Origin of the sequence: Pseudomonas sp. PAMC 26793, assembly GCF_000313235.1 — a bacterium.
GTDB lineage: Bacteria > Pseudomonadota > Gammaproteobacteria > Pseudomonadales > Pseudomonadaceae > Aquipseudomonas > Aquipseudomonas yamanorum.
In genome coordinates this window covers 1-25,236 of record NZ_AMXG01000050.1, presented here as the reverse complement: position 1 = coordinate 25,236, position 25,236 = coordinate 1, and the positions used below count along the sequence as shown (strand labels likewise).

Below are 25,236 nucleotides of genomic sequence, written 5' to 3'. Positions count from 1 at the left end.
CCGGTGGCGACTGGGACTCCAACCCGTGGGTCTGGGTGGTCGAGTTCAAGCGGGTGACGCCATGATCTTGCTCACGGTGCCAGCCACCCTCTGGTTCGCCTACGTCTTCATCTACAAGGGGCCGAGGCCATGAAACGCGCACCGCGATTGTCGCCCGCACAATTGAAAGTGCTCGGTGTTGCAGTGGGCAGTCTTCCAAACTTCTACAAATCGTCGCACACCCGCACTACCGGAAAACTCCAAGACCTTGGCTTGCTGAAATGGTGCGGTTCGGCTGGAACATCGGCATATGGATCTCTTTCCCAAGCCACCGAGCAAGGGAAATCGGTCTGGTCGGCTCAGACCACACCGCCCTAACCCAATCCCCCTACATGCCTGAGCGCCTCCTGAAGGCGCTCTAGAGAGCCAATGTCGAGCGGGCCTCTGCGAGGACGGCTGTCGTGAACCAAGCCTCGCCGTTGCCGAGTCTCGGCCCTGTGGGCTTCCATCCTCCCGCCTGCGCGCTCCGCTTGCCAGGCCTACCAGACGCAGGATCAGCAGCCCTCGGTTCGAGCGGTCGCACAAGCTGAGCGGCATCCATTCTTCAATGGACTCATCGCTTTCGCATACGCCTATGCCACCTTTCTGCGAGACCTGTTGCGATGATTCGCATTGACACCATATGGCTCGCTTCCGAACCGATGGACATGGCAGTTGCTACCCATAAAGGGCTTGGAGGATCGCTCGCCTCTCACATTGAACAGTACAACGGAATCACCAAGAGGCAGGTCGCCGGGGCTCAAACTTCTTAACAGAGTAGTGGAGCGTGGTGAAACGCTGAACACGGAAAACTGGTGACACAGATTCGTTGAGCACGCCGACATGACTTGCCCTGACCAAGTCCAGTATTGAAAACTTGATGCCATGCAGTAGAGTGGGCATCTGGGCGGTAAAAATGTCTAAGAGGGCTTGAAGACCTGTTCAACGATTGGCTCGTCCAGGGCATGTAGAGCTTGAACCTCCTGGTGAGTGAGGCCTTGCTCGGCTAGGGCCTTATCAAAAATAGGGGAGCCAGGTCTGAAATGATCTTTAGCCAAAGCCCTAAGGTTCTCGGGATCTGATAAATGCTCAAGAATGCCACTGGCCCACCTATCGACCATTGACTGCATATTCTGACGCACGTGCCGGCTTCTAATCTCTAGGTGAGCTAATAATTCTGGAGTCGTCTAAACCAAAACCTCACTAATATTCACTGCATGTAGGTCGTATAGCAATGGTGCGTAAACGCCCTGCTCTTGGTCGGTGATTTTATCGTCCAGATCCGACTCGCACTTCGTGGCATAGAAATGCCTTTCGAGTCCAATTTCGTGGATATTTGCGGGCCGGGGAGATTTATTCTGCTGGTAAACCCAGCAACGGACGATTTTTCCGTCACCTAGAATTCTGCATCCTTTCTGCACAAATCACCCCTGTCATATCACCGCTTCCTTCTATTTGTTAAGAGTTTAAGTCTTCATAGAAGATTCTATCCTAAGGTTAAAAATAGGCATCGTCATTAAGAACCAAAAGCTCGCCACAAAAATATAACACCTTATTCATGATTCAGTAACAATGCGCATTTAGATTTCATCTGCCGCAATCATTCAAACCATTGATAAGGAGATCTAAAATGATCAGCATCAATCCATTCAACTAATCAAGTTAGCAATTCGACAGAGCTAAACGCTCTGTCGTTTTTTTTGCAAGGAAGAATTAAATGCAAGAAAGTGATTTTGTTCTAGCAAGACATGTCCTATTTCAAAATTTTGAGATGGGTGGCCTAATTGGCTTGGGCTCTCGGCAGCAGAAAATTTCCGACCCAGATGATTGGAAGAAACTTCTGGCGCTCTGTGAGCAGGCGACTTCACCACTGCCGCTGGTAGAGTTGAAGCAAGCGAGCATCGAGAACAGCTGTATTCATTTACTGTCGCTACTACTGGAAAATCACTTCATAGTTCCAAATTGCAACAGTGCACAAGAAGGGCGTTATAGTCGGAGCGAGTTGTATTATCAAAGTGTAGGAGCATCCCCTTCAACTATAAATAGCAACCTATCAAACGCATCTGTTTCTATCATAGGATGCGGGGGAATTGGCAACCATATTTCTGCTGCTTTAGCAACAAGTGGTGTTGGAGAGATCCACCTCGTTGACGCCGACATAGTGGAGCTGAGTAACTTAACCAGACAAATATTATTCGAGGAAGTCGATGTTGGCGCAAAAAAAACCTCAGCTCTTTCGAAAAGTCTCAGAGCAAGGAACTCGAGTTGTAAAGTCGTAGAGGTGGACATGTTTATCGATGAGCATGCAGATCTTGATAAATTATCCGCCAGAGATTTATTTGTTATATCAGCGGACTCACCTGCTTCCCTGCTTCCAACAATAAACTCCTATTGCATAAAAAACTCCATTCCATTTATTAGCGTAGGATACCTTAATGACATATCTACTTATGGCCCACTCGTTATTCCGGGAAAAAGTGGCTGCATAATTTGTGGCGCAATTCGAATGGGGCTTAGAGCAGATACATCTTCAAACATGGCACAACTGAACAAAAAAATAGGTAGTTTAAATTCGCGCTTCAAAAGTGCGACATTCCCTCCTGTAAACGCAGTTGGTGCAGCACTGGCAACCAGCGATATTATTAAATTTCTCGGAAAAATAGGTACTCACGAAAGCCTACCATCCTTTAATCAAAGGGTCGGCTTGCATGACCAAACTCTTAAAATTGAAATTCAAGATTTCTCTAGAAGCTCTGAGTGCAAAGCATGCCAACATCTATACTACTAATTCACTTTGTAGGCATATCTGCTGCATGCGTGAGAATGCTTATAGGTGCATTTTCAGTAATCTACTTGCTAGGGAAAGGAGTTTCTCTGACAGAGGTTGGCGTTCTAAAGTCATTTCAAGCTGTAGTTATTGTTTTTATCGACATCCCGCTTTCGTATATATCGGACAGATACAGTCGAAAGCTTTCGATTTCATTAAGTATACTATGCGCTGCTATCTGGCTAACAGTTACAGGGGTAAGCCACACATTTGCGGGCTTTATCGTGGCCGAATTTTTTAATGCTCTTTCACTTGGTCTAATATCAGGCACCTTCAGTGCTTATTTATTTGATGCAAGCCAGAGAGAAAAACCTGGGTCAGCAGCAGCGAAAATCCTAGCTGGATATCAAAAGAATCAGTTTTTCTTCATGGGTGTTTTCTCATTATGTGGCGTATTTTTGTACAGTTTTAATGAAAGCCTAGCATGGTTCGTTGCCGGCGGACTGATGCTGGGAGTCTGGGTGATTTCATTATATCTACCGAAAGATATCAAATCGCAGAAATCACCGAAGCTCTCCTCAAAGGTGTTTTTTTCAGATGTATCAGGGGTACTGGGTCGAGAATCAAAAGTTAATAGAATATTAGTGATTTGGGTACTTGCATACGGCTTGTCTCTACAGTCCCTAATACAATTCTGGCAGCCCTTAGTCACCTACACCTCCAGCCTTTTTTCTCATTCTACCGTTTTAGGCTTTACATTTTTTGCAATCCTGATGGCCCAGGCGGTTTCTGGTAAATTAGTACAATCTCTCCATGGTAAGGGAGTGTTAGATCGAATTGTGCTGCTGGCTATAGCCTTATCAATTGCGCTAATGATATTGAGCTCAAACTATTCATTTTTATCAGCTCCTTATTTGGTTGCATGCTTCTTCTCACTCAGCTTAATTAACTCTTTAGGGGTGGCCGCTATCATTGAAAGTTCGCCACCCAATCTAAGATCAACATACTTGTCAGTGCTATCAACCCTCGGCAAGCTCTTAATGTTAATAACTATGCCTGTAGTTGCATATGTTATGGAAAATAGCGGATTTTGGATCTTTACGGGAATGATGGTTGCGTGCGCTTGTGGCGTACGTTGGTTATTTCACGAAAAGAGGTTAGCTGAAACAGTAATTCAGTAGCGCGCATCAGAAATACCCAGATCTTTAATCTTATTAGATAGTCCTTCTAGGTAGACGACTTTAGGAATTAAGCTGTATTTTATAAATTGCGTGACTAAGCTAAGATGGTGGATACTGATAAAATTTCCGCAAAGCATTATAGTTTCGCGAGCTTAAATTCTCATTGAGATAATTATCAAGTTGATGGGGCTGCTGGTTATCTTTTAAAGCGCTCACCAATAAATTATTTATAATGCAATTTTTTTAACGAGCCTAACGGTTGCTATGCTGATTTTTTTCAAATGGAGCAGAGCTATGTTGCGTGAGTATTCTCTATCAGACCTCCTAGAGAGAATGTACCAAAATCAGCTCGCTCTGGAGGCAGCCCTGATGGAACTGACCCTCCACGTCGAGGCTCACGGTCATGCAGATGTTGGGAATAATGTCCGAGGTGCCCTCCAGACAATCGGCGAGAACTCTGGCCACATCAAACAGGGTCTAGCCCGGCTCAAAAAGCTCCCATGAGGCAGCCACTGTTCGATTTTGATCTCAAACGCGTCTCACGCGAGCACAACATAACCGGGAAAGCTGCGATAAATTTTCCTCATCCGAGAAGCACATCTGGTGGGTGGCATTTTCTGTCGTACTTCGACCGAGAAGCAGGAGTGGCGAAGGTGTCGCTTGCAGGCATCCATTATCCAGATACCATCAACTTCTTCGGCGACGCTGGGATACTTGACGTGACCGACCAACTGGCGAAGCTGGGCTGGGCATTAGAAGGCAGGCGCATATGCATGGCAGATCATTACAGGGCTGCTGCGGACATGATCGTGAAATGGACTCTAAGCGATTCTAAGCACAGCAATGTAGAAATGGCTGAGTGGTTTCCCTTGCTAGAGGACAGACAAATGCTCTTCACTCTTCTGGAAACCGGAAAACAGAAACTTCTCGATACGGGCAGACTGCACAAATTTGAAGGTTGGATCAGCTCACAGTAAGCCCAACCTAGCAGGAGGTGTCACCAGGTTGGAGACACCTCCACCTCGTTCAGCGACGAAAAATGCGGTTGATCAGGATCAGCGCTGCCGCACCTATCGCGAGTGCGGCGACTGGTTTTTCTTTAATGAACGTGGATACGCTGTCCAGTGTATCGCCGTAGGTTTTAGTCAGCTGCCCAGCTGCTTGATGTCCCGCACCTTCAGCTTCCATTTTCGAATCACCAATCAGTTTCCCGACCGCGCTCTGCGCCTTGCCGGCCAGCTTTTCTGCTACACCTTCTACCTGTTCACTTCTCATGATTGATTAAACCTTCATATAGGTTGGAAGCTCAGAATGAGTCAACTGCAATGGCTACCATCCGATAGCCATCCCAGCGAAACGGTAATGCCGGCTAGAACTACTTTTTGTCTACGGCGTCTTTGACCTTACCAACCACTTGCTGGGCTTCACCTTTCTTTTCCTGGATAGCCCCTTCGACCTGCAGCTTCTCACTACCTGTGACCTTGCCGACACCCTGCTTCACATTACCGATTGCTTCGTTGGCCAGGCCTTTAATTTTGTCTGAAGTGCCACTCATGGATTTTCTCCCGGTTAGGAATAGGTGTCCTATCTGGACAGAAAAATTGACTGGTTGTAATGAGTTGGAGTTCCACTTTTTATGACGACCGGTCGTCAGCAGCACCCAAAAAAAGAGGCGCTCCTGGGAGCGCCTCTCTATTGACGTTACTGCTCGCTGACCGGCTTCGCGTCAGTAGACTCAGTCCCCCCGATCACGATGCGCTTAGGCTTCGCCTCATCTGGTACAACTCTGAGCAAGTCAATGTTCAGCAAACCGTTGACGAGCTTGGCGCCCTGCACCTCGATGTGATCCATCAAGCGGAACGACAGCCGGAACGCCCGCTGAGCGATACCTTGATGCAGGTAAGTGACGTTTTCGTTGCTTTCCCGCTTGTCACCGGCGACCGTCAAAACGCCTTTTTCAACCTGAATGTCCAAGTCCTCCTCAGCCAGGCCTGCCACTGCGATGACGATTCGGTAGTGGTCATCAGCGTGCTTTTCGACGTTGTGGGGAGGATGAGAAGTACCAGCCTCACTGCGAAGCGCCGATTCGAAAAGGTCGTTGAAACGGTCAAAGCCGACCGAGTGGCGGAAAAGTGGGGCCAACGAAAGGGTAGTAGCCATTGCGAAATCTCCTGAGTTTTCTCCAAGTGATTTGAAACGCGACCCGCATTCGGCATCGCGTAAAACCCTAGGTATGTACCGAAGATAAAAATTCAGGACGTTCAGAGAAATTTTCTTTCGCAATAATCCGATCTCCCACCCACTATTCAATGTCGCTAGAACATGAAACCCAGGCATACCGTGATAGGCTTCCACTTAACTAGAATAGCTCCTTCCAGGGTGTCCACGCTCAAAGGGACTGGCTCAAATCAGGAATGAGTTTATGTCACTCAAAAATGCCTTCGCTGCCGTGCTTAAAGCGATGCGGTCTGGTAAAGGACTGACTCAGCGGAACCTGGCAGAAGTCAGCAGCCGGACATACGTCTCTAAACTAGAGCGCGGTCAATCAAGTCCGACGCTAGAGATGATCGCAGCGCTAAGTGGCCAGCTCAATGTGAATCCTCTCACCCTAGTAGCCATTACTCTTTGCGCCGAATCGGGGCACCCGGTCAACGCTTTGCTGCGCCAGACTCAAGAAGAACTGGTGCGTCTAGTCCATGAAGGAATTCTGAAAAATTTGACGATTTCGTCGGGCGATGAATTGCTAGTGGCAAGCCCTTCTAATAGAACCTCAAGTAAATGCTCAGCGACGAATGCCCTGCAAGTAGAATTCTGCTTCGCGGAATAGGCGATCACCCATTCAGAAACATTGGTAAAATGCTGGCCACTTCAAGCAGGAGCTTGTGCTTCTCAGAGAGCGCCCATGACCCTGCCGCTGTTAGACCTTGTTCTCAGGCGCGTGGCACGGCAGCACGACATAACTGGTAGAACCCAAAAAAATCTCTTTGGTAGCGTGGCCAGTCAATGTTCGCAAGATTCGAAAGATGGGAGTCGTTTTGAAGAAAAGTGAGCTCCCAGTTAAAGCCTGCCTTACCTGCGGACTTCCATTCACATGGAGGAAGAAATGGGCGCGCTGCTGGGATCAAGTGCGTTACTGCTCGGAGCGCTGCAGGCGCAACAAAAACTGACCAAAAAAGGGCCCTCTCGGGCCCTTTTTGTACTCAAATTAAAATCACTTGGTCAGCCAGTGACTAGACGGTACCAGCGCCGTCTTCAGCTTTCCACTCTTTCAAACCTTTGTGATTCCCGCCCTTCGCTTCAGTAATCTAGCCAGTGTGCGGGTTCTTGTAGGCTGTCACCTGGCGGGCCTTGCGCGTGCCCGCTTTCGGCGCGGCTAGAGGAGCGCGTTTATCCGTAATCTAAACATCTCTACAAGTTCAGCTTGCGACCCATTCGATAGAGCGCGTCATCCAACCAACTCTCAAATGCACTCTGGGTTGCCGGCAAAATGATTTGCCTCTCTTGAAGCAAGCGTTCGGTGCGGTGAGGAATCGAAATGCTCGAAGCTGTGGAAGCTGGTGGCTCCGAAAATACTTTATTGTCCATGCCATGCAAAGCTATCTGAAACCAGCCGCTCCGACCTTGTGTAACCAGACTAAAAGCAGCAAGCGCGGCGGATCGCGTTTTCGACGGAGAAACGTAATAGGAGGAAAACATGTCATTCCGACTTCCTGCATTTACATTGGAAAGACTGACGGAAACCCACTGCAGACCGTCGTCCTGCATTCGCCACTTGAGTACGTTGGTATCTAGACCTAGCGTGTCCGGGTGATCGTGGGGCTTATAGCCGTCTCTAATGGCGCTCAGCCCCTCTTGGCAGAACTTCAAGAAGATATCGTCCCGCTGAGCATCAGACACTCTCAGCGAACCACTCAGCGCCGGCTGCGGAAGAAATACGAACTCGACGGTAGCGTCGTGACCGTATCCGCTCGATCTGGATTCATTGGGTCGGCGGGCCAGCCTCTGCTCGAATTCCGTTTCGTTAATCGCCGTTTGGTTCTGCCTCAAAAGACTGAGAGCCTGCACAATTCCATCTGACAGTTCGTTCGCAGATGAAAATGTAACTCGAAAAAATCCATCGACGTAATCAGAAACCTCACGCCTAAACGCTTCCTGCTTTTCATTGGCCGGTATGGTTTCCAAAAAAGCGAGGATGCGTTTGTTTGAAGCTTTAGCGCGTCGGAACTCCTGCTGAGTAACCGACTCACCTGTTTGGGTTTCAAAGCCAAAGTCCGCACCCAGCACCAGAACGACTACGTCGGCCTGATCCACCTCCAGCATGCATGCCGTTTGCGAGGAGTAAGGTCTGGCACCAAATTCTTCACTCATTTTTGGTGTATGCCCTAACAGCATTACCGCTTTTTTTGCCGCTGCACGATATTCCTCAAAACCTCGAATTACCGAGCTGATAAAAACATTCATGCACCAATCCTCCGATGAAGCTGCTTGGTATGCCCCACAGTACACTTTAAGAACCTATTGTGGAGCAGCATTTTCAGTAGGGCCCACAGGGCCCAGCGCGTCTAAAAGCGACAGAGCTTCAGGATCGTGAGGACTTGGTAGGTCGTGCCCCATCCAATGAACCGAGTGACCGTAAGGGATCACGTGAACGGCAGTATCCGAGCAGGCGCAAGCGGTTTCATACAAAATCCCAAGAGACAGTTGATTTGATTGGAGAGATTGGGATGGTGCGCGACTCAGCACCTCCGCTTTGCTGTACTTGAACCCTGGTTGGAACACACGATCACGGGCAACGAGCCAGGCACACGAGGCTTCATGAATGAAGCGCCTCAGCGAGCGCGGCAAGCAGCAAGCAGCAAGCAAACGCTAGCCACGAGGGTAAGCCTTAATCGCATAGGCATGTACCAAGCGGGCAAGCTCATAACCCGCAACAGCTGCCTGTCCTGCCGGAGGTGGACAACAAAGCCGATGACCAACAGCAAGCAACCCAATGGCATTGGCAATAGCGTGGCAATCCAAGCAATGAGCGCCGGAATGACACTCCAGATAAACCGGTCTCGGCGCTGCTCGGCGCTCATGTCTCGCACGGTCATGGCGAAGCCCCAGTGTAAGGCGCCGACGAAGCTCAGGATGACTGCGCCATAGTTAACAAGCGCAATGGCAAACAACAGCCGATAGTCGAGTGAGAACGGGATCAGCAGCGCCAGAAAAATAAACGGCAACAGACCGCCATAACCCAGCAGGCTGACGTGCTTTGGCGGAGAGGTTGAAGGCAACGCGTTCATTTGTATTCCATGCAGTGAGCGACACTTAAGACTGTAGGCCCAAAAGCCCCGGCTGGGCGAGATATTGATGGCGAGGGGGGCTACATGAGAGTCCGCTTAAAAACGGGAGGCACCATCGCTCCAAATACTGGAGTTCGGTAGGTGTGTTCGACATCCCCTTACGACGGCCCACTATACGGATCCGGTTTAGGTTGAACCTCTTTTACTTAGGTGGACTCCCAAGTCTAAATCCAGGAGAAACGTATGACCCAGACAGCTTTGGTCGTAGGCGCCAGCGGCATCGTCGGCAGCGCCATCACTCAGTTACTCATATACAACAAGTGGCAGGTCGCCGCGCTATCCAGGCACCCGTCGCAAGTACAAGGCGTTATTCCGGTCGCGGCAGACCTCCAGAACCCAGCTTCGCTGGAACGTGCGCTCGCGGATCTGAAGCCTACTCATGTCTTCATTACCACATGGTCACGGCAAGCCACTGAGGCCGAGAACATTCGTGTTAATGCAGCCATGGTTCGCAATGTGCTCGCCGCCATTCGACCAGCCAAGAGCGTTGAACACGTAGCACTGGTTACTGGCCTGAAACACTACCTCGGCCCTTTCGAAGCCTATGGTAAAGGCAGCCTTCCGCAGACACCGTTCCGCGAAGAGCAGGGTCGTCTGAATGTCGAGAATTTCTATTACGCCCAAGAGGACGAACTTTTCGCCGCTGCTGAAAAGGACGGCTTCACATGGAGCGTTCATCGCCCGCATACCGTCACCGGGGTTGCCGTAGGCAACGCGATGAATATGGCAACCACCCTCGCCGTCTACGCCTCGATTTGCAAACAGACCCATCGCCCTTTTGTATTTCCGGGATCAAGAGTGCAGTGGGACAGCCTCACCGATATGACGGATGCACGGCAGTTGGCGAAACAACAACTGTGGGCGGCCACCACGCCGGCTGCGGCCAACCAGGCATTTAATGTCACTAATGGCGATGTGTTCCGCTGGAAATGGATGTGGAGCCGAATTGCCGAATACTTCGACTTGCCTGCTGCCGATTATCCCGCCTCACTCTCACCGCTTGAGAAGCAAATGGCTGACGACCAAGCCGTGTGGACGCAGATAGTCTCGGAGCACGGCTTGAAAGAGGCCGATATTAGTCGCCTGATATCCCCATGGCATACCGATGCAGACCTTGGTCGACCAATCGAAGTCGTCACTGATATGTCGAAAAGCCGTGCAATGGGCTTCACCGCCTACCAAGCGAGCGATCAAGCATTTTTCGATGTGTTCGGCAAACTACGCGAGATGCGCTTGATACCCTAGGTCGTGCCACAACGGACAGAGCACTGTGAATAGGTAAAGGCCGCACGGTGCGGGCCCCTTTTAGGGGCCCGCAGTCATTGACCGAGCAAATTGATCCACTTTTACCAATGCTCACTGGAGCAATGCCGCGCGCAAGCGGCGCGTCTACTGAGTAATCTGAGGGAACATTGCCTTACGCGCGTCAGCATCCATCTCAGTCTTGTAACTGTGCTGGTTCTTCAGCTCTTCGGTTCGCTGTGCTGCCGGCCGAGCATTGATGTCATCAAGGAGCCGTTTTACGTTTGGAAGTTTTGCCCAAACGTCATTACCCAGGATGAACGGTACCGCGCGCGCCCAACCCCATACGGCCATGTCCACCAGCGTGTACTCACTTCCGAGCATGTAAGGCTGTTTGGCCAGATGCTCGTTGATGATCGTCCAGTGACGCCAGGCTTCGAAGGTGTAGCGGTTAACTGCGTAGTCTTTTGGCTCGGGGGCGAAGTGCTTAAAGTGAACAGCCTGTCCAGAGTAAGGGCCGATACCGGTCGCGACGAACATGAGCCAGGAATACATCTCCCCTCGCGCCTTGAGATTTTCAGCAGGCAGGAACATCTCGGTCTTTTCGGCTAGATAGAGCAGTATGGCGTTGCTGTCGAATACCACGTTGTCACCATCAACCAGAGCCGGTGTCTTGGCATTCGGATTGATCTTGAGAAACGCCGGATCGTGCTGTTCACCCTTGCGCGTATCAACAGGGATGAGTTCGTACTCAAGGCCTGACTCCTCCAAGAACAGCGCAACCTTCGCGGGGTTAGGAGACGGGTGATAGTAGAGTTTGATCATATTGACTCCGTGCAGTGGTTTTCAGTGAACATCGCTAAATCCATGGGAGGAAGACCAAGGCTTTTGATTGCAATACCAATGGCGTCTGTTACACACGCAGGATCGGAATTAATCCGAGCCAAAACTCGAATACCAAGTAACACACTGAGTAAATGATGCGCCCCCTGCTTCACATCAATCTCGGTGGCATCGACAGATTGCATGCGGAAGGTTTGCAGGCGGCCTTCAAAAAAACTGCGAATGGACTCGAATTCTTCTGCGACGGCCTGTCGCAAATCCGGGTCTTCTGCATTTGCTTCGAGGGCAGAATTCACCAGCAGACATCCACGATGAAAAGGATCGTTCAGTGTGCGACTCAACACCTCTGCAAAGAATCCAGTTATGGCCATTCCAGCGTTTGGAAGAGCTTCAAGGCGTCGAATTCGACCACGCACACTGCACTCCAGATAGTGAACGAGGGCGCGACGGTAAAGACTACGTTTGTCGCCAAACGCGTTGTAAAGGCTTGGCTGATTGAGCCCTGTGCGATTGACGAGGTCTCGGGTCGAGGTGCCCTCGTAGCCTTGCGTCCAGAACGCTTCAACGACTGCTGTTAAAACAGTCGACTCATCGAATGTACGGGGACGGGCCATGGTTTTCGCACGCGTTTGAGAACTGTTGTTGACCATAGCACAGGTTTTGTATCGATCAACACAAAACAAATTCCACACCGCCGAACTTCACTGACCAGAGATGCACACGGAAGAATGTTCGAATGGAAGAACACGAACTGGTCAATTTCGGTAGACCTGCCTTTTGAGAGGCGAAGATCATTCTTTACCAAAATGATGAGTATGGGCGAGTAACGAATCGGGTATCCCGTCGCGAATCAATCCGCCCTCTTCTATCCAGGCTTGGGTTGACTGATAAGCACGCTGCAGCAATTGGTCTGTCTGGTTGAAGTCGAACACTGAAGCGTCCAGTGGGCACAACGGCGGGACGACATGGATGGCTGCGCGTGCGCGGTACAACTCGATGTCACGCACCAGTTGACGCATGCTCATCAAATTGAGCGTGTGCAAGGCCAGCGCAACGAGTCCACTGGGCGGACATGGGCAGGCACAACCGAATCCGGTAGGAAGAACCAGAACCCGTGTTGCCCCCAATGCCACCGCACTGGCAATCGGCGTATTGCTGCTGACTCCGCCATCGACCAGGAACTTTTCTCCGACTCGCACGCTGGGAAACACAAGCGGAATCGCAGCGCTGGCGAGCAAAGCCTGTTCAGCACTGCCACTAGACAGAAGCTCTTCGGCACCGCTGAGCAAATTGGTGGTGACTATATAAAGCGGTAACTCGGTGTCTTCGATCAATTTGACCGGCAGTGATCTGCTCACTAAACGATGCAATGCGGATGCGCTTAGCAAGTGCCCACGTCGATTAAGAATACCCTTGAGGGTATCGAACGCCGAGAACGGAAACACATCCGACTTACGCAAACTGCGCCAGAAGTCCGCGAGTTCGCTCACGCCTTTGGCATTCGGTCTGGCTGCGAAGTAGGCACCGTTGATGGCGCCGACCGAAGCTCCCACCACCAAGTCGAATACGACGTCAGCCTCAACCAGAGCCTGCAGCATCCCGACCTGAACCGCCCCGAGGCTTCCACCACCAGCAAGTACAAGAGCAGTTTTTACAGTTGGCATAGACGCACCCTCACTGATAACGCCCTCCTGACGTTACAAGCTTAGCTGGCTGACGGCTTTGGCTATGAGAATGATTTTGACTCGACGTAAACCGCTCGATGCTGCTTCGAGCTTTGAGCCCCCCCTTCAACGTGTTCCGCTTTTCATCAAGACGTCAATTTGTCGGGATCAAGTTACAGGACGCAAGGAACGCTTCGCCCGCCTCGAAGGAGCATCGTGTTTTGAGTTAGCTTCTACACTCGATCAAATGGTTATGACGTTATTCCTATTTGGAGTCTCCTCCGATGCAAGCCGCACCTGAAATAACCCGCGCTGCTTCTGTGGCCCCAAAAAGCAGCCATCCAGCCTGGTTGAGATTGACCCATTGGCTGAACGCTTTGGCGGTGTTGGTAATGGTCACCAGCGGATGGCGTATATACAACGCCTCTCCCCTTTATGATTTTAATTTCCCCACGTCGATCACCCTGGGGGGCTGGCTGGGGGGCGCGTTGCAGTGGCATTTCGCAGCAATGTGGATGTTGGTCGTCGTCAGCCTTTTCTACCTACTTTTCAATCTTTTTAGCGGCCGTCTGTCGCGACGTTTTTTTCCTGTATCACCCAAAGGCTTTTTTCATGACCTGTGGTCTGCACTCCATGGGCGATTGGGGCATGACGATATTGGCCATTACAACCACGTGCAGCGTGTGGCGTATCTGTTTGTGATGCTCGACATTATTGCTCTAGTGATTTCCGGGTTGGTTCTGTGGAAATCAGTCCAGTTCCCGCTACTACGTGAACTGCTGGGCGGCTACGACAGCGCTCGTCATGTGCACTTCATTGCAATGTCTCTATTGGTGGCCTTCATCGCCGTGCATTTGGTGATGGTCGCACTGGTTCCAAAGACGTTATTGGCCATGATTGTCGGCCATAAGGAGCGCGTATGAGGAAGCGTGAGCAACGCCCAATGCTGGATGAGTCGTCCATTTTGAAGGATGCACGGAAAATTATTTCGCTCCAGGTCGAAGATCGCTCACGGCGCTCCTTCCTGCTGCGTAGCTTGACCTTGGGCGGCGTCGCCATGCTGTCCGGCTGCAATATCAGCGATAACGATCACGTTGAAACGGCTCTGTCCTCCATGTCGCGCTTCAATGACAGGGTGCAGGGATGGCTGTTCAACCCGAACGCCATGGCCCCTACCTACGCAGAGTCGATGATTACGCGGCCATTTCCCTTTAATGCCTTCTATGGCATCGACGAAGCGCCTGTCGTCGATGAGGACACCTACCGATTGGAAGTAACCGGCATGGTCGCCGACAAGCGCAGCTGGAAGCTTGAGGAACTGCGAGCCATGGCTCAGAGCGATCAGATCACCCGGCATATCTGTGTCGAGGGCTGGAGCGCCATTGGCCGATGGGGAGGCATCCGCTTTAGTGATTTCCTCAAGCGCGTTGGCGCAGATACCGACGCAAAGTACGTCGGCTTCAAATGTGCCGACGATTACTACACCAGTATCGACATGGCCACGGCGCTGCATGCGCAAACACTACTGACGCTGACCTACGACGGTGCCGTACTGCCGCGTGAATATGGCTTTCCAATGAAGCTGCGCATGCCCACCAAGCTTGGTTATAAGAACCCAAAGCACATTCAAGCGATTTTCGTCACTAATACCTACCCGGGTGGTTACTGGGAAGACCAGGGCTACAACTGGTTCGGTGGCAGCTGACGCCCAAGGCAATCCCATTGCGCGGCCCCGGCTGCGCTTATTCGCAACCTGAGTCTCAAGGAGCTTCACTATGAAAAGGTTAACGACTGCAATTCTAGGTATGTGCCTGGCAGTGGGCGTCGCGGTTGTACACGCCGACGATACGATGAGCAATGACACGATGAAGAAAGACGCGATGTCCCACGATACGATGAAAAAGGATGAAATGCATAAAGACACCATGGGTAAGGACACGATGAAAAAAGATTCCATGTCCAATGACGGCATGAAAAAAGACGACATGAAAAAGAATGACATGTCTCAGTAAAGCGGTGCATTACAGGAAAATTGTACTGTGTCTGGAAAACCCGCCTCGGCGGGTTTTCTCGATAGCGCTCGCAGGTGCGATGGCATCAAGACGCAACCTGGAAGGTTCTACCTCTACTTGGCAACGTGTTTGTAAATCCAAACTTCAGGCGCCTGATGCAGTGGGCTTAATATTGACTCGACTGAGGTTTTAATGAGGTAAAGACCATTGAAACCAACCAAGAAAAAACCTCAAAACATAAGACCGTTGGCATTCGCTCAAGCATTCTGCAGCACAAACACCAAGCAAAAGCGCGTACCGGCTCCAGTGCTCTCAACGGTTACCCGACCGCCATGCAATTGCATAATTGAGCGGACGATTGCTAACCCCAAGCCACCCGAGTCGTCCGGCTGATTGCGTGACGGGTCGCACCGGTAGAAGCGCTCAAACAGTCGAGGTAGATGTTGCGCTGAAATCGGCGGGCCTTGGTTGTGCACTGTGACTTCGATCCTGTCCTCCCATACCACACTGCTGATAGTCACCGCGGTACCAGTCGCGCCATAACGTAGCGCGTTGGACAGCAAGTTAGCCAATGCTCGACGGATCAAGGCCGGATCAGCACACAACTGATCATGGGCCCGATTGATCAGCGTGACATCATGCTCTTGCGCCACGCCTTCAAAATACTCACACAGTTGCTCTACTAGATCGTGCAGGTTGATGAGCTCATGACTTACCGATGCATGCGACTGCTCGTTACGAGCGAGAAACAGCATGCTGTCGATCATTCGCGCCAGACGCTCATATTCTTCCTGATTGGAAACCAGCAGGTTCTGATAGTCCTCAATTGAACGACCATGCCTCAGGGATTGTTGGGTATGCCCCATCAGGTTAGTGAGCGGGGTACGCATCTCATGGGCGAGATCCTCTGAGAATCGTGAGAGCTGGGCGAACCCGTCTTCGAGGCGTGCAAGCATTTGATTAAGCGCCTGGCTGAGCAGTTGTAGTTCACTCAGTTCGTTGAACTCATCCAGCCGCAGATGCAGATGGTGTACATCAACTGCGGCCGCGCGCTTGGCCAGCAGGCGCACAGGTCGTAAGCCTCGCTGGCTGACCCACCCGCCGAGCACAAAAGCCAGCAGCGCGCCGACCGACATCGCGAGCCAGAGCTTGAGTCGGTAGGCCCCCAGCATCTGCTCGCGCTCGCTCAACAACTTGCCAGCAATCAGGGTCAAGCCGCGATCACCCTGCATTACATGCTGCCAGGCAAGCCGCACCGACACCAAAGTGTCACCATCACCCAACTGAGCCTGGGCTGCAGCCGGTAACGTGGGCAAGCTCATACTGACGGGGTTGATTTCGATCAGCACCTGGCCGGTGTCATCGATAATCCACAGCAGGTTGTCGCGATTACCCAGCATATTTTCGTATAGCTTGGGCCGATTTCTGAGTTGCTCGACGCTGACACTGTCGTTGATCAACGCCTGCATGCGCTCCAGGCGCCCGAGCAGGGCCTGGTCATCGCGCCACGCGATTTCTCGCTGTAACGACTGATAAAGATAAAAACCAATGGAGCCCAGCAGCAACGCGCTGACTAACGCGAACATGACCGCCAGGCGCAAGCTCAGGGCGCGCGGAAACAGTTTCAGGATTGCACCTCAAGCATGTAGCCGATGCCACGCACTGTCTGTATCAATTTGAGCGGGTAAGGATCGTCAACCTTGGCGCGCAGTCGCCGGATGGCGACGTCGACCACATTGGTATCACTGTCAAAGTTCATCTGCCAGATCTGCGAAGCAATCAACGAGCGCGATAGCACCTCTCCTTCACGGCTGACCAGCAGGTGCAACAGGGCAAACTCCTTGTTGGTCAGGGTCAGGCGTTCACCCTGGCGCGTGACCTTGCGTCGCAACAGATCCAGGCTGAGGTCTGCAACCAGAAACTGCTCCACCTCACGGGGCGGGCCCCTGCGCAGCAGCGTACGTACGCGTGCCAACAACTCGGCATAGGAAAAGGGTTTGACCAGGTAATCATCGGCCCCTGACTCAAGCCCTTTGACCCGATCCTCCACAGAGTCTCTGGCGGTAAGAAAAAGCACCGGGGTTTGCCACTTGCGCCGAATAATCTGCAGCAATTGCCATCCGTCCAGGCCCGGCAGCATGACGTCCAGGATGATCAGGTCGAACTCACTTTCCTGCGCCAGATACTGGCCCTCCAGGCCATCCAGGGCGACCTCCACCACGTAGCCCGATTCAGTCAGGGCTTTGTGCAGGTAATCCGCTGTTTTCGCTTCATCTTCTACGACCAGGATACGCATCTTTTCCTCCGGAACTGGAGCATAGGCTAGCGCGCCCGAGCGTTTTGGCACATTACATCTTGGTAATCATCAGGCAATCATTCTGACGGAGTGCACGGGGCATCATGCCTGGCTATGACTCAGCCAGACCACACAAAGGACAAAGCATGCGTATAAGCCTATCGACTTCATTGCTGATGTCACTCGCAATGAACTCAGCGCTCGCCGTTGCAGCCCCGGATCAAGTGCTGCAGCGCAACGAAGTGTCACTGGCAATGGCCAACGATTTGCTGAATGCCGCGCTGACAGCCTGTCATGCCGATGGCCGTACAAGCGTTGCTGCCATTGTCGACCGTGGGGGTAATTTAGTCGCCTTGCAGCGCGACGATAACGTGGGGCCACACAACACATTAGCCGCCCAACGCAAAGCCTATACCGCCCTGTCGACCAAAACGCCAACACGACTATTGGCAGAGCGTGCCCGCAGCACCCCCGATGCGGAAAACCTCAACACCCTGCATGAGCTGTTACTGCTAGGCGGCGGCGTGCCGTTGCTGTTTGAAGGGCAAGTCATTGGCGCGATCGGAGTGGCCGGTGCCGGCGGTGCAGCAAACGATGAAGGTTGCGCACTGGCCGCTATCAACAAAATTTTACCTACTGTCAAAAACTAAGGACATCATCATGACTGGATTAAAAACGTTTTTCGCTGGCGTTGTATTGAGTGTCGTATCGTCACTGGCGTTAGCGGCAGGAAACCCGCTCAGCGTGCATGTACTCAACTTACAAGATGGTCTGCCCTCCCCTGGCGTCAATGTCACGCTGGAAAAACAGGACGGCAAGAACTGGAACATGCTCAACAGCGCCGCGACAAACGAGCAAGGCCGTATTCCCGGGCTGTACCCCGATGGCCAGGCCCTGGAGAAAGGCATCTACCGTGTCACCTTTAAAACCGGTGAGTGGTTCAAAGCAAACAACGTCTCAAGTTTCTTTCCAGAGGTACCCGTCATTTTTGAGGTAGACGGTGCCGTTGCGCATTACCACATCCCATTACTGCTCAGCCCCTACGGTTTCTCTACCTACAGAGGGAATTGAGCGTCGACTGAAAAGACAAGGCCGCCCCTACTCTCATGGGCGGCCTTTCTGCTTGATTATTTGACCAACGTTATGTCGATGACCTGCATCGCACCGCGGGACTCGTTCTCGCAAGCCACAGGCGATCCGTTCACGAAAGCAGGCTGACCGCCCGTAGCACAGCAAAAAAATAGTGCCCATTGTCAGTCTGGTTCTTTCAGCATATCGTGTAAAAAACTTATACAAGAGCATGGTCGATGTACAATAAAGTGAATTGGCCGCTGACGCTGTATTTTGACGGTGAATGCCCTCTGTGTGCGCGCGAAATCAAGCTCCTGCGCGGCCATGCCGTAAAGGATCGACTACTGTTTGTGGACATCAGCAGCGGTGCATTCGACGCCAAGGCACTCGGGTTCACGTTCGAGCAGATGCAGTCCTCGCTGCACGGCCGCTTCGCTGATGGACGTTGGGTAACCGGCCTGGATGCCACCTTGTGGAGCTGGCGAGCCGCCGGCTTGGGTGTTTGGGCAACGCCACTGACGTGGAGTGTATTCCGCCCGCTGCTTGAATTCGGTTATCGCCTTTTCTGCCGCTTACGCCCCCATTTGGCGTGGTTACCTCACCCAGATAGTGGCAGCCGCTGTGTCGATAACCGTTGCATGGTGCCGGCGTCAAAACCCGCATCAGACGAGCAGTCCACTTTGAAAAAAAAGCAGACATAGAAAGCTTCGCTTTGTCATGACCCCGGCGAAGAACCTGAGTCATGGCTGATCTGGCGAACCCTGTGTCATCTGCGTCAGATCGTGCGCAGCAGATACTCTCCTACCGCCATGGATTGCCGACACATAAAGCGCAGCATAGCTGCGAGGAATCAAGATGAACCCATCATTAGCCCAGCATTACCGTGAAATTCTCGTCGGCGTAGGCGAGAACCCTGAGCGTGAAGGACTGCTGGATACCCCCAAGCGCGCAGCAAAAGCGATGCAGTACCTGTGCAATGGCTACACAATGAGTCTGGAGGAAGTGATCAATGGCGCATTGTTCGAATCGCAAAACGATGAAATGGTCATCGTGCGCGACATCGAACTGTATTCATTGTGTGAGCATCACATGCTGCCCTTCATCGGCAAGGCCCATGTAGCGTACATCCCCACCGGAAGGGTACTGGGCCTGTCGAAGGTGGCCCGGGTGGTGGATATGTTCGCCCGGCGCCTGCAGATCCAGGAAAACCTGACCAAACAAATTGCCGACGCCATTCAGCAAATCACCGATGCCGCCGGCGTGGCGGTGGTCATTGAGGCGAAGCACATGTGCATGATGATGCGGGGTGTGGAGAAACAAAATTCAGTGATGACCTCATCCGTGATGCTCGGCGCCTTTCGGGAGTCCTCCGCGACACGTCACGAGTTCCTGCAACTGATAGGCCGACGGGGTTAACACCAACACATCGCATCACACCGCCGGAGAGCCTGGATGAACACTCCCTTCAAGATGAATTCCCTTGGTGAGGGCTATCGTGCCCTCGTAATAGGCGCCAGTGGGGCGCTCGGCTCGGCTTTTTGTGAGTTGCTCAATCAGGATCCACGGTGCGCGCATGTTCGTGAGTTGGGGCGCAACAGTGTTCCATTCCTCGATCTGGAGAATGCCGACAGTATCGCCAGAGCAGCGGCCGAATTGACGGAGGAAGCACCGTATCAGTTGATCTTGCATGCCGCCGGCCTGCTCCATCGCGACAAAATAAAGCCTGAAAGAAGTTACTCCGCGATTGATGCAGATGCGTTGCAGTCGGTATTTCAAGTCAACACAATCGGGCCTGCACTGGTTTTGCGTCACTTTCTGCCCTTGCTTGACCCTCGCGGCGCGATGGCGATGCTCTCTGCCAAGGTGGGGAGCATCGGCGATAACCGCTTGGGCGGCTGGTACGCCTATCGTGCCTCCAAGGCAGCACTGAACATGCTGATCAAAACGGCGGCCATCGAACTGGCAAGAACCCGACCTCAGAGCCGACTGCTGAGCCTTCACCCGGGTACAGTTGTATCAGCACTGTCGCAACCCTTTCGGGGTGCCTCTGCCGCCAGGCCGGCAAACGTGGCCGCCTGTGAATTACTATCGCTGATCGACCGAATAGAGCCTGCCGACAGTGGCAATTTCTTCGCTTATAACGGAGAACGCCTTCCCTGGTAGGTAGGGAGTGAAGATTGAAACCGTTTCCCTGCGCTCTTGTACAGCAGAGCCTCCATGATGAGATTTGTGTCTCACGTGAAGGGCACATCGAGTCGCTGGCAATATAGAGATACTTTCCAATGATCTCGAAAACGCTCATAACCCCCAAGTTGTCCTAGACTGATGTGAAATTCACCGGACTCTGAAAATGATCGACGCAGAATTGCTAAAATTGATGGTTGAAACATCGAATGATGGCATTGTAATTGCCGAGCAGGAAGGCGATGAGAACATCCTGATCTACGCTAACCCCGCCTTTCAGCGCCTGACGGGATACAGCGTTGACGAAACTCTGTATCAGGACTGCCGCTTCCTTCAGGGTGATGACCGAGACCAAGCGGGCTTGGCTGTTATCCGAGAGGCGATAAAGATGCATCAGCCCTGCCGGCAAATCATTCGCAACTATCGTAAGGACGGTAGTGCCTTCTGGAACGAGCTGTCGATTACTCCGGTTTTTAACGAGGCTGATCAGCTCACCTATTACATCGGCATCCAGAAGGACGTCAGCGTCGAATTTGAGGCCCAAGAACGCATGCGTGAACTTGAAGCGGAAGTCGCCAGCTTGAAAGCTCAACTGGCTCGATAGCCATGTCAATCGCGCGATCGCTGATAACGCCTTAATGGCGGCCTGAATAAATACTTGATTCACCTCAGCAGCCCCTAGGGCTCAGGGAATGGCAGTGGTGCATCTCCCTCGCGTCGCACGGCAAAAACATTGAGTGTCATCGCCACAAGCGCGTAGTAGCCGTAGACACCTATCAGCTCAACCACAGCAGGCTCGCCAAGCGTACTGACGGCGTCGGCGTACAGAGCATCATCAACCCGACGATACTCATAGAGTGCCCTCCCAAGACGATAAACAATACGTTCGTCATCACGCTGGAACTCGGGCAAAACCTGCTGATTGAGAGACTCGATGATACTGTCTGACAGACCCGTGCTGCGGGCAATGGGCTCGTGAATTTGCCACTCAGCCTGGGACTGCCACCAGGAGGCAGTGACGAGAATAGCCAGCTCGGTCAATCGAAGCTCCAAGCGCGTACCATATCTGCAAAACGCACCAAGCTTTTGGGCATGGCTGGCAAGCTCGGGACTTTGAATCCACGCTAAAAACGGGCCGTCAAGGTTGCCTCGTGGGCCACTGAGAATGTCTCCAAGGACGGCTCTCTGTGATTCATTCATCTGCTCTTCAGACAGTGGGCTGAGGCGCGATTGGATGGCCATATCTAATACTCCTTAGGGCAGTGAATCGCCCCAGACTCTCATTTCCCTGAACGGCTGCGAGCTACTTTGAAGCTAAGAGCTTTCTAACCTGGGCGACGATCAAATCGATGTTGAATGGCTTTGCCAATACAGCATCAAACAAATCTGATCTCTGCACACCGATATGTGCCTGAGCGCCGCTCATCAAAATGATCGGTAGATGATTAGCTGAAGGAAGGGCTCGGACAGCTGTGGCGAAATCCAGGCCGTCCATGACCGGCATCATGAAATCGGTAATGATCAAGGCAGGTCGTTCTCTATCCAGCACCTCGAGTCCTTTTCGACCATTGCTTGCTGTTACCACCATGAACCCTTCATCCTCTAGCGCGAAGCTGAGAACATCAGCGATCAAATACTCGTCGTCGACGACCAGGATAGTGGTCATGTTAGTTCAACCCACTCAAAAGCTTAAGAAATTGAACCGGGAAATCACTCAGTGAGGACTGAAGGTTCATCTCCTACCCTTAGTCCAGAGTGGCGTCTCCTGATCATCACGGGTTTCTGTGGTGGGCTTACCACCTTCTCGACATTCTCAGCAGAAACGGTTGCATTGATTCAGGAAGGCAAACTGCTATGGGCGCTCGGCTCAATATCGTTGCACGTCTTAGGTTCGTTAGCGATGACCGCTGCTGGGCTTCTGTCCTACCAAATGATTGGTACTCGCTGAGGAGATAGAAATGAAAGGCTTTGTGGTCGTTTTCTTTACTCAACAAAACCGTCGCTATCAGGGAAAGGTGTTAGGCGAATGGATAGTCGATGTGGGAAAAGAAATGGGGCTACGCGGTGCCACGCTCTGCACCGGAATCGAAGGTTTTGGACATACCGGACAGCTACATTCATCGCACTTTTTTGAGTTGGCGGATCAGCCTACGAAAATTCGCTTGCACCCACCAGTAGCATCCACATAAGCCTTATGGACTGAATTAAATGTAGAGACAGCCCAACCTAACAAATGTTAGGTGAGCTCTTGACTCACGCCTACTTGACTTATAAGGTCTATCTACCTAACAACAGTTAGGTTTGAATTCACCTATTCAGGACTAGGCCATGACCACCAAATTGCAGCTATTCACTTCCCCTTCGGCTTTCCCCAACCCGCAGCGACTGCGGTTATTCATGCATGAAAAAGGCATTGCCGATCAATTCGATGAAACCATCTATGACATGACGCCTGGTGGCGAGCAGCGCGGATGGCGTCACCTAAATATGAATCCATGGGGTGAAACACCCACGCTCCAACTAGCAGATGGCAGCTTCATCTCTGAAACGCCTGCTATAGTCCGTTTTCTTGACCTGTCTTATCCGGGCCGCAAAATCATGGGCGAAGGTGCCTTAGAGCAGGGCCTGGACAACATGTGGGATAACAGGATCTGGGTGCATATCCTCTATCGGATCGTCACGGCTTTTCATGTGTTGCACACAGGGCTCGGCTTCAAACTTGAACTGACGAAGAACGAGGCATGGGGCGAGCACTGCCGTAAGGAGGCACTGACACACGCGGCTTTGGTGAATCGTCATTTGGCTGACGGTCGAGAATGGTTGCTGGGCGGCACCGATCCCACGTTTGCGGATATCACGCTGGCAACCGCCATTGCGTTTTCCAAGTTCCCGGTAAACGCCACCCCGCTAGACGAACGCTTTGAGCATCTGGATGCGTACTGGCAGCGCTGGCAGAAACGCCCAAGCTTCCAGACTGCATACGCTGATCGCAACAGTGGAATACCAGAACTGGATCTGCCCTCAGACTAATCTGTCTTAATGGGCAGTATGAGCGCTCGGGATCGCCATCACATGGCGGTCTCGGTGCGAGTGATTCAGTTGGTTGAAAATGAGCGAAGCATGACTCGTTCGATTTATGCCAGCAATGTGGACACTGAACAGCTTAAATACTCCGTTCTTTACTGACTTAACGAATGTTAGAACTTTTTGCTTTAACATAGCCCGCCTCCCCAGAACTCGTCCGACGTACGAAAGGCACGACTATGAGCAACAACGCCCGCGAGGCCATACTCCTGGCTGCCCGAAACATCGCCCAGTCACAGGGGTACAACGGCCTGAATTTCCGCGATTTGGCGCATGAGGTTGGAATCAAGCCAGCCAGCATCTATTACCATTTTCCCAGCAAGGCGGATCTGGGAATTGCTGTTGCCAAGAGGTATTGGCAAGACGGTGCGGCTGCGCTTCAGACTATATCTGAGCAAACCCCGAACCCCGCCGAAGCTCTGCGCCGATTTCCTGAGATCTTTCGTCGCTCACTTGAGGCTGAAAATCGGCTTTGTCTTGGCAGCTTTGTGGGGGCGGAAATCGATAATCTCCCCCCTGCAATGGCCGAGGAGATTCAGGCTTTTGCACAGGTCAATATTGCCTGGTTGAGCCAGATGCTTGTCGCTGCGAAATTCTGCGAGGCAGCCGATAGCGAAGTGCGTGCGCGCGCTATTTTTTCGGCTGTGGCGGGTGCTCAACTTATCGCAAGAAGCAGGTCAGACATCTCACTGTTCGATACTCTGATTGAGGCCTATCGTGCCTATGGGCCGCTGCCGGCGTAGTGGCAGCTTTTAGCCGACTGCGGCTCATTGTGAACGGGCTTCGGGCTGAACACGCCAGTCGTATACCGTAGTTACTAGCCGAACACAGACATGCCCTTTCGAGCAGTCAAATTGAGTTGAACAGACCGATATGTGAAATGGTTGCGGTGCTCTCCGGTAAGCGCACCAGCGGCTCTACATCGGTAGTGGTCGAACGTCGGTCGCCCCAGATGGCATTCGAACCCAGCCTCTTCAAGGGCGGCTTTCGCGAGCCGAGCCGCCGGGGCGTCTCGGCCCTTCTGGCATTCATCCTTCACACCAACGGGCTTCGGCATGCGCGCACCGCTTGCGAGGGAACGCGCCACTCCTCGTTAATCTGTAACCTGCGGGCAAGGGTTAAAAACCTCGGTTACGTCGAGTGTTGTATGCCACGGGATGGCAGTGCCTGACACCATTCCGCCTACGGTTTGCTGTCGACCCGACTTGCGCACATATCCGCCATCCGTCCCAGTGAAGACGTGCTGCCCTGGCTTCGTCAGATAATCAAAGAAACTGACTTTCACGGGCACATTCATTTGCCCACCCGGCGTAATGACAGCGAGCATGATCGCTCGGTCTTTGGTGAATACAACGAACGGTTCGACTCCAGTGCGACCACCAACTGTCTTCACGCACTGCACTTGTTCTGGGTGTTGCCGCTGACCGAAAACTGACCCAGTAAAGGCTGTTCTGCCGACTGAAAACTGACCCAGGTGTTCAACTGCTTCTGCTCACTTTTCGAGCAGGAGAACACAGGGTGATCAGCAT

30 protein-coding genes and 3 pseudogenes are annotated in these 25,236 nt (G+C 52.2%); 20 read left to right on the top strand and 13 right to left on the bottom strand.

Features of this window, described 5'->3' with window-relative positions:
• Positions 1–1,735 precede the first annotated feature (1,735 nt).
• From D109_RS1000000133320 to D109_RS0126655, 4 genes are all read left to right on the top strand, one after another.
• The gene (locus D109_RS1000000133320) at positions 1,736–2,806 is read left to right on the top strand and encodes a ThiF family adenylyltransferase (RefSeq protein ID WP_081585397.1); all 1,071 of its coding nucleotides are present in this window, start codon (positions 1,736–1,738) and stop codon (positions 2,804–2,806) included.
• Positions 2,785–3,966, top strand: coding sequence for an MFS transporter (locus tag D109_RS1000000133315; RefSeq protein ID WP_081585396.1), 1,182 nt, complete (start codon positions 2,785–2,787; stop codon positions 3,964–3,966). Before D109_RS1000000133320 ends, D109_RS1000000133315 begins: the two co-directional genes overlap by 22 nt.
• Before the next feature lie 294 nt (positions 3,967–4,260).
• Positions 4,261–4,470, top strand: coding sequence for a hypothetical protein (locus D109_RS1000000135035; RefSeq protein WP_017479567.1), 210 nt, complete (start codon positions 4,261–4,263; stop codon positions 4,468–4,470).
• Positions 4,467–4,943 (top strand): hypothetical protein, encoded by a 477-nt coding sequence (locus D109_RS0126655; protein WP_026078231.1) that lies wholly within the window; start codon positions 4,467–4,469, stop codon positions 4,941–4,943. Before D109_RS1000000135035 ends, D109_RS0126655 begins: the two co-directional genes overlap by 4 nt.
• Before the next feature lie 49 nt (positions 4,944–4,992).
• On the opposite strand, the gene D109_RS0126650 is transcribed toward D109_RS0126655, so the two are convergent.
• The 3 genes from D109_RS0126650 to D109_RS0126640 all read right to left on the bottom strand — a co-directional run bounded on the left by D109_RS0126650 (position 4,993) and on the right by D109_RS0126640 (position 6,126).
• Complete coding sequence (locus D109_RS0126650) at positions 4,993–5,241, bottom strand: CsbD family protein (protein ID WP_017479565.1); 249 nt, start codon at positions 5,239–5,241, stop codon at positions 4,993–4,995.
• A gap of 100 nt (positions 5,242–5,341) precedes the next feature.
• Positions 5,342–5,521 (bottom strand): CsbD family protein, encoded by a 180-nt coding sequence (locus D109_RS0126645; RefSeq protein WP_017479564.1) that lies wholly within the window; start codon positions 5,519–5,521, stop codon positions 5,342–5,344.
• A 146-nt stretch (positions 5,522–5,667) separates the two neighbouring features.
• The gene (locus D109_RS0126640; protein ID WP_017479563.1) at positions 5,668–6,126 is read right to left on the bottom strand and encodes an Hsp20 family protein; all 459 of its coding nucleotides are present in this window, start codon (positions 6,124–6,126) and stop codon (positions 5,668–5,670) included.
• Positions 6,127–6,388: 262 nt separating this feature from the next.
• On the opposite strand from D109_RS0126640, the gene D109_RS1000000133310 reads away from it, so the two are divergent.
• A complete protein-coding gene (locus tag D109_RS1000000133310) occupies positions 6,389–6,793 on the top strand; it encodes a helix-turn-helix domain-containing protein (RefSeq protein WP_081585395.1) in 405 nt (134 codons plus the stop codon).
• Between the two features lie 208 nt (positions 6,794–7,001).
• The gene (locus D109_RS1000000133305; protein WP_081585399.1) at positions 7,002–7,133 is read left to right on the top strand and encodes a DUF2256 domain-containing protein; all 132 of its coding nucleotides are present in this window, start codon (positions 7,002–7,004) and stop codon (positions 7,131–7,133) included.
• A gap of 44 nt (positions 7,134–7,177) precedes the next feature.
• Here D109_RS1000000133305 and D109_RS1000000135030 read toward each other — a convergent pair.
• From D109_RS1000000135030 to D109_RS0126625, 3 genes and pseudogenes are all read right to left on the bottom strand, one after another.
• A pseudogene (locus tag D109_RS1000000135030) lies at positions 7,178–7,355 on the bottom strand (transcriptional regulator); the annotation flags it as partial.
• Positions 7,356–7,374: 19 nt separating this feature from the next.
• Positions 7,375–8,427, bottom strand: coding sequence for a DUF4062 domain-containing protein (locus D109_RS0126630; protein ID WP_017479562.1), 1,053 nt, complete (start codon positions 8,425–8,427; stop codon positions 7,375–7,377).
• A 368-nt stretch (positions 8,428–8,795) separates the two neighbouring features.
• Positions 8,796–9,251, bottom strand: coding sequence for a DUF3429 domain-containing protein (locus D109_RS0126625; RefSeq protein WP_017479561.1), 456 nt, complete (start codon positions 9,249–9,251; stop codon positions 8,796–8,798).
• A 243-nt stretch (positions 9,252–9,494) separates the two neighbouring features.
• Here D109_RS0126625 and D109_RS0126620 point away from each other — a divergent pair, with 243 nt between their 5' ends.
• The gene (locus D109_RS0126620) at positions 9,495–10,556 is read left to right on the top strand and encodes an SDR family oxidoreductase (protein WP_017479560.1); all 1,062 of its coding nucleotides are present in this window, start codon (positions 9,495–9,497) and stop codon (positions 10,554–10,556) included.
• Positions 10,557–10,700: 144 nt separating this feature from the next.
• Here the strand turns inward: D109_RS0126620 and D109_RS0126615 are convergent, their stop codons facing one another.
• The 3 genes from D109_RS0126615 to D109_RS0126605 all read right to left on the bottom strand — a co-directional run bounded on the left by D109_RS0126615 (position 10,701) and on the right by D109_RS0126605 (position 13,060).
• On the bottom strand, positions 10,701–11,378 hold the full coding sequence (locus D109_RS0126615) for a glutathione S-transferase family protein (RefSeq protein WP_017479559.1): 678 nt from the start codon (positions 11,376–11,378) through the stop codon (positions 10,701–10,703).
• Complete coding sequence (locus tag D109_RS1000000133295; RefSeq protein ID WP_081585398.1) at positions 11,375–12,010, bottom strand: TetR/AcrR family transcriptional regulator; 636 nt, start codon at positions 12,008–12,010, stop codon at positions 11,375–11,377. Before D109_RS1000000133295 ends, D109_RS0126615 begins: the two co-directional genes overlap by 4 nt.
• A 177-nt stretch (positions 12,011–12,187) precedes the next feature.
• Positions 12,188–13,060, bottom strand: coding sequence for a patatin-like phospholipase family protein (locus tag D109_RS0126605; protein WP_017479557.1), 873 nt, complete (start codon positions 13,058–13,060; stop codon positions 12,188–12,190).
• 284 nt (positions 13,061–13,344) lie between these two features.
• On the opposite strand from D109_RS0126605, the gene D109_RS0126600 reads away from it, so the two are divergent.
• The 3 genes from D109_RS0126600 (at position 13,345) to D109_RS0126590 (ending at position 15,072) form a co-directional block, all read left to right on the top strand.
• On the top strand, positions 13,345–13,983 hold the full coding sequence (locus D109_RS0126600; RefSeq protein WP_017479556.1) for a cytochrome b/b6 domain-containing protein: 639 nt from the start codon (positions 13,345–13,347) through the stop codon (positions 13,981–13,983).
• Positions 13,980–14,765: a molybdopterin-dependent oxidoreductase gene (locus D109_RS0126595; protein WP_026078229.1), complete on the top strand. Its 786-nt coding sequence runs from the start codon at positions 13,980–13,982 to the stop codon at positions 14,763–14,765. The genes D109_RS0126600 and D109_RS0126595 overlap by 4 nt, the downstream gene beginning before the upstream one ends.
• Positions 14,766–14,835: 70 nt before the next feature.
• Positions 14,836–15,072: a pentapeptide MXKDX repeat protein gene (locus D109_RS0126590; protein WP_017479554.1), complete on the top strand. Its 237-nt coding sequence runs from the start codon at positions 14,836–14,838 to the stop codon at positions 15,070–15,072.
• A gap of 257 nt (positions 15,073–15,329) precedes the next feature.
• Here the strand turns inward: D109_RS0126590 and D109_RS0126585 are convergent, their stop codons facing one another.
• The gene (locus D109_RS0126585) at positions 15,330–16,700 is read right to left on the bottom strand and encodes a heavy metal sensor histidine kinase (RefSeq protein WP_026078228.1); all 1,371 of its coding nucleotides are present in this window, start codon (positions 16,698–16,700) and stop codon (positions 15,330–15,332) included.
• Positions 16,697–17,368: a heavy metal response regulator transcription factor gene (locus D109_RS0126580; RefSeq protein WP_017479552.1), complete on the bottom strand. Its 672-nt coding sequence runs from the start codon at positions 17,366–17,368 to the stop codon at positions 16,697–16,699. The genes D109_RS0126585 and D109_RS0126580 overlap by 4 nt, the downstream gene beginning before the upstream one ends.
• 146 nt (positions 17,369–17,514) lie before the next feature.
• Between D109_RS0126580 and D109_RS0126575 the strand changes: the two genes are divergently transcribed.
• The 6 genes from D109_RS0126575 (at position 17,515) to D109_RS0126550 (ending at position 21,227) form a co-directional block, all read left to right on the top strand.
• The gene (locus D109_RS0126575; RefSeq protein ID WP_026078227.1) at positions 17,515–18,018 is read left to right on the top strand and encodes a heme-binding protein; all 504 of its coding nucleotides are present in this window, start codon (positions 17,515–17,517) and stop codon (positions 18,016–18,018) included.
• A 10-nt stretch (positions 18,019–18,028) separates the two neighbouring features.
• A complete protein-coding gene (uraH, locus tag D109_RS0126570) occupies positions 18,029–18,439 on the top strand; it encodes a hydroxyisourate hydrolase (RefSeq protein ID WP_017479550.1) in 411 nt (136 codons plus the stop codon).
• A gap of 236 nt (positions 18,440–18,675) precedes the next feature.
• Complete coding sequence (locus D109_RS0126565) at positions 18,676–19,140, top strand: thiol-disulfide oxidoreductase DCC family protein (RefSeq protein WP_017479549.1); 465 nt, start codon at positions 18,676–18,678, stop codon at positions 19,138–19,140.
• A gap of 154 nt (positions 19,141–19,294) precedes the next feature.
• On the top strand, positions 19,295–19,855 hold the full coding sequence (gene folE / locus D109_RS0126560; protein WP_017479548.1) for a GTP cyclohydrolase I FolE: 561 nt from the start codon (positions 19,295–19,297) through the stop codon (positions 19,853–19,855).
• Positions 19,856–19,891: 36 nt separating this feature from the next.
• Positions 19,892–20,602 carry an SDR family oxidoreductase gene (locus tag D109_RS0126555; protein ID WP_017479547.1) on the top strand — a complete coding sequence of 237 codons (711 nt, stop codon included), beginning with the start codon at positions 19,892–19,894 and terminating at the stop codon, positions 20,600–20,602.
• Between the two features lie 187 nt (positions 20,603–20,789).
• Entirely contained in the window at positions 20,790–21,227 is a 438-nt protein-coding gene (locus D109_RS0126550) for a PAS sensor domain-containing protein (RefSeq protein WP_017479546.1), read from the top strand.
• A 74-nt stretch (positions 21,228–21,301) separates the two neighbouring features.
• Here D109_RS0126550 and D109_RS0126545 read toward each other — a convergent pair whose 3' ends face one another.
• Positions 21,302–21,865, bottom strand: a complete 564-nt coding sequence (locus tag D109_RS0126545) for a carboxymuconolactone decarboxylase family protein (protein ID WP_017479545.1) — start codon at positions 21,863–21,865, stop codon at positions 21,302–21,304.
• 61 nt (positions 21,866–21,926) lie between these two features.
• The gene (locus D109_RS0126540; protein WP_017479544.1) at positions 21,927–22,289 is read right to left on the bottom strand and encodes a response regulator; all 363 of its coding nucleotides are present in this window, start codon (positions 22,287–22,289) and stop codon (positions 21,927–21,929) included.
• Between the two features lie 66 nt (positions 22,290–22,355).
• Between D109_RS0126540 and D109_RS1000000133290 the strand changes: the two are divergent.
• From D109_RS1000000133290 to D109_RS0126530, 4 genes and pseudogenes are all read left to right on the top strand, one after another.
• A pseudogene (locus D109_RS1000000133290) lies at positions 22,356–22,571 on the top strand (CrcB family protein); the annotation flags it as partial.
• 10 nt (positions 22,572–22,581) lie between these two features.
• A pseudogene (locus tag D109_RS1000000133285) lies at positions 22,582–22,788 on the top strand (DUF190 domain-containing protein); the annotation flags it as partial.
• A gap of 163 nt (positions 22,789–22,951) precedes the next feature.
• Positions 22,952–23,653, top strand: coding sequence for a glutathione S-transferase family protein (locus D109_RS0126535; RefSeq protein ID WP_017479543.1), 702 nt, complete (start codon positions 22,952–22,954; stop codon positions 23,651–23,653).
• Between the two features lie 233 nt (positions 23,654–23,886).
• Positions 23,887–24,450, top strand: a complete 564-nt coding sequence (locus D109_RS0126530) for a TetR/AcrR family transcriptional regulator (RefSeq protein WP_017479542.1) — start codon at positions 23,887–23,889, stop codon at positions 24,448–24,450.
• Positions 24,451–25,236 lie beyond the last annotated feature (786 nt).